This is a genomic window from Streptomyces sp. NPDC001507, assembly GCF_042894765.1.
Lineage (GTDB): Bacteria > Actinomycetota > Actinomycetes > Streptomycetales > Streptomycetaceae > Streptomyces.
Genome location: NZ_JBIAVV010000016.1, coordinates 265,694 through 269,505, shown reverse-complemented (window position 1 = coordinate 269,505; position 3,812 = coordinate 265,694). Strand labels below are relative to the sequence as shown.

At 69.0% G+C, this 3,812-nt stretch carries 3 protein-coding genes; 2 read left to right on the top strand and 1 reads right to left on the bottom strand.

Annotation, left to right across the window (positions count from 1 at the left end):
* Positions 1-138: 138 nt before the first annotated feature.
* Positions 139-855, bottom strand: a complete 717-nt coding sequence (locus ACFY0K_RS41850) for a hypothetical protein (RefSeq protein ID WP_351962032.1) — start codon at positions 853-855, stop codon at positions 139-141.
* Positions 856-1,058: 203 nt separating this feature from the next.
* Here ACFY0K_RS41850 and ACFY0K_RS41845 point away from each other — a divergent pair, with 203 nt between their 5' ends.
* Together ACFY0K_RS41845 and ACFY0K_RS41840 are read left to right on the top strand one after the other, a co-directional pair.
* A complete protein-coding gene (locus ACFY0K_RS41845; protein ID WP_390644306.1) occupies positions 1,059-3,314 on the top strand; it encodes a WXG100 family type VII secretion target in 2,256 nt (751 codons plus the stop codon).
* A 13-nt stretch (positions 3,315-3,327) separates the two neighbouring features.
* The gene (locus ACFY0K_RS41840; protein WP_390644305.1) at positions 3,328-3,798 is read left to right on the top strand and encodes a WXG100 family type VII secretion target; all 471 of its coding nucleotides are present in this window, start codon (positions 3,328-3,330) and stop codon (positions 3,796-3,798) included.
* The last annotated feature ends 14 nt before the right edge of the window (positions 3,799-3,812 follow it).

The window sequence follows — 3,812 nt, the reverse complement described above, 5'->3', positions numbered from 1 at the left end:
CCCGGGGCGACCGTGTCCCCCCCGCCGCGGCCCCCCCCCCCGCCCGCGGCGGGGGGTGGGGGCCCCGCCCGGGGGGGGGCGGCGGGGCCCCCCCCCCCCCCCCCCCGCCCCGCCCCCCCCCCCCGCATGCCCCGCGCGCTAGACCGCCGAGGCAGACCCCGTGTCACTCTCCTGAGCCGTCGCCTGAGCGGACGGATCCATGGACGACTTCGCGTCCGCCGCCGCGTAGGTCTGGCCGGCGTTGTTCAGCAACGCGGTGAAGGTGCCCATCAGTTCGATGCCGCCGGCGCCGTCCTGCATGATCTTCGTCAGCTGCGGGTTGATCGACGCGGCGAACTGTGCGCCGCTGTCGGCGAGTTCGTCATCCTGCCAGCGCAGGCTGCCATGCGCGCCACTGGCCTCGTAGTGCCCGTCTTCCTGCCCGAAGAGATTGGGGTTGTCGATGGCGGCCTGCACCTTGGTCCGCAGCGATTCGTACGCGCTCGTCACGTTCGAGACGGCGTCGAGGAAGGTCTGCTCCGCGCCGCGCAGCGCGCCCAGGTCGATCGAGAAGGCGTTGGTGTCCGGAAGGGTGGGCATGGCGTCCGATCCGCCGCCCGACTCGCTGGGCACCAGGTCGGGGGAGGTGGCGTAGGCCATGCTCAGCTTCGGCATGGTGACCATTTCGCCCGGTGGGTCGTCCGAGTTGTCCGGGGGATTGGTCGTCGCCGTGACCCCGTAGATCTCGGCGTATTGTTCGGCCGCGTCCTCCTCGTCGCCGTGATCGCTCGCGTCCGGGTCCACGTTCGGTACCCAGGGGTCGCTCTGGTATTGAGATGCGTGCGGGCTCACGTCGTCGCTGTCGCTGTCGGCCATGGGACACCCCGCTTTCTTCGGTCATCGGCCTTCTGGTCGACCTGTCCATGGTGCCGGGATATCGAGTGCCTCTCGACGTCCCCGTTTCAGGACGTCCTTTCGGTCAGAAACATGGATCTACGAAATCTCCTCCCGCCCGATGACTCTTAGCGTGCGGAGACATATGAAGTCGCCGGCCGGGCGGGGAGAGGAGACGGGGCGAGATGGCGAACGCGCACACCGACGGCGAGGCGCTGATTCCCCTGGACCGGGAGCTGTTCGAGCCCGCGACCGCGGCGGCCGGCCAGGACTCCGCCGCCTCGGCACCGGACGCACAGGGCGCCGCCCCGGCAGAACCGGTGGCCGACGGTCACTCGCCCGACGACGGTTCACTGATTCACCTGGACCGGGAATTCTTCTCCCGGGCGACGGGGGAGACCCACACCGGTATCCACGGCGGCCACGGCGGCCGCGAAGCCCACCCGCCGGCGGATCACGTGTACGCCGATGCCGGGGCACGCCACACGATTCCGGTATCCGCAGCGCACGGCGGCGGGGCGGCTGAGCCCGACTCCTCCGCAGTCACTTCCACATCACCGCGACCGGGGGAGACGGGCGCGACGAGGCCCGCCTCGGACACCGGCGGCACAGACCCCGGGCAGACCACCTCGAACGGCCAGGACCTCACCGGACGAAGCGTCGACGGCGAGCACCTGCTGGGGTCCGACACCCAGGACGGCGGCTGGATCTCCCAGGACGGCACGGTCTACGTCTCCGGCGACGGGACGGTCGAACACGGCCTGACGGCACCGGACGGCGCGTTCCTGGCGAACGGCGAGGTCCAGCAGATCGACGGCCGGTCGGTTTACGGGACCCGTCTGGACGACGGGTCGTTCCTGTCCGAGGACGGGACGACGATGGTCACGGCCGATGGTGTCGTCGAGCATGGGCAGACGACCTCGGCCGGTCGGTTTCTGACGGAGCGGGATGTCGACGGCCGGCCGACGTGGGGCTCCGACACGCAGGACGGCGGGTGGATCTCCCAGGACGGGACGACGTACGTCTCGTCGGACGGTGAGGTGGAGCATGGCCTGACGGCGCCTGACGGCTCGTTTCTGGCGAACGGCGAGGCGCGGCAGGTCGAGGGTCAGGCCGTCTATGGCACGCGGTTGGACGACGGGTCGTTCCTGTCGGAGGACGGGACGACGATGGTCACGGCCGACGGCGTGGTCGAGCACGGGGAGACCTCGTCCGACGGATCGTTCGTGCCGGCCGGAGACACGTCCAGCGGGGACGGCACGACGGCGACGGTCGCGGACGGCGGCACGACCAGCGTGTCCGGCGACGGTACGACGACGGCCGTGGACGACGGTACGACGGCGGTCGCGGGCGACGGCACGACCACCGGGGCGGGCGACGGACCCGTCGACGACGGGACGACCGCCTCGGACTCGTCGGGCGAGTCCGAGGCGTCGACGGCGGACACTTCGTCGCTGACCTCGCGGACCGTGGGCGGGCAGACGCTGCTGGGCTCCGACACCCAGGACGGCGGCTGGATCTCCCAGGACGGCACGGTCTACGTGTCTCCCACGGGCGAGGTGGAGAACGGGCTGACCTCGCCGGACGGTACGTTCCTGCCGAACGGCCAGGTGCGGACCGTCAACGGCGTGCAGGTGTACGGAAGTGTCCTGAGCGACGGCACATGGGTGTCGGAGGACGGGACCGTCGAGATCCAGCCCGACGGTACGGTCCTGAACGGACAGACCACGGCGGACGGGCAGTTCCTCGTCGCACAGACCGTCGACGGCCAGACGCTGCTCGGCAGTGCCACGCAGGACGGCGGCTGGATCTCCCAGGACGGCACCGTCTACGTCTCGGCGGACGGCGAGGTCGAGCACGGCATCAGCACTCCGGACGGCAGCTTCCTGAAGGACGGGGTGACCAAGACCCTGCCCGACGGCACCGTCCTCTACGGATACATGTCCGGCGGCGACTTCTACTCCTCGGACGGGACCGCCGTCGTCCTGGCGGACGGCACCGTGCTCACCGGCACCCTCGACACCCAGAGCGGCATCTTCACCACGTCCGACGGCGCCACCTACCTCGTCACCGACGACGGAATCGACGGCGCCACCCTGCAGAGCGACGGCTCCTATCTGCTCGCCGACGGTTCGACGGTGATGACCCCCGCGGCCTGGACGGTGGACATCGGTCAGCTGGGCGATTCCATCACGCTGGTCCGTAAGCGGGCCGGTGTCATCGAGGACAACATCAACACCATCCAGGATCAGTACCGCGTCGTCGAAGACGCCTGGAAGGGCCCCGCCGGTGATTCGTTCAGCGATGTCTCCAAACAGCTCAACAACGTCATGAGAGACCTCCAGGACCTCCTCACCGACATGATCGAGCGCATGATGACCAGCCGGGAGAACTACATCTCCGCCGAGAACGCCAACATCGCCAATTCACAGGGTTCCTGAGGAGGTATCAGCCGTGTCGCACATTCCCCGCAACTACAACACCGTCACACTCTCGGTGGACCCGAACAGTCTCAACGCCGCGTGCGACCAGGTGAACGCGGCCGGCCAGAACATCAGTGACGCGCTCGCCGACATCATGAACTCCCTGAGCGACCTGCGGCTTTCCTGGACCGGAGACGCGGCGGACGTCGCCGACGACTTCAACACCCGCTGGACGACCGTGACGGAGCAGCTCTACGGCACGCAGGCGGAGCCGTCCAAGGGCGCCCTCAACATCCTGACCTCAGGAATCGCCAAGGCCGCGCAGAACTACGCCAACTGCGAGGGCGCCATCAAGACGATGTTCCTGAACTTCCACACCGGGATCGTGCAGACGAACAGCGGCTCCGCCTCATCCGGTTCACCCACCGACACGGTGGACCAGCCGAGCGGTGGGGCGGACAAGAACTACCACACCACCGCGGTCAATGAAACCGGATTCTGAGGTAGCCCCCGATC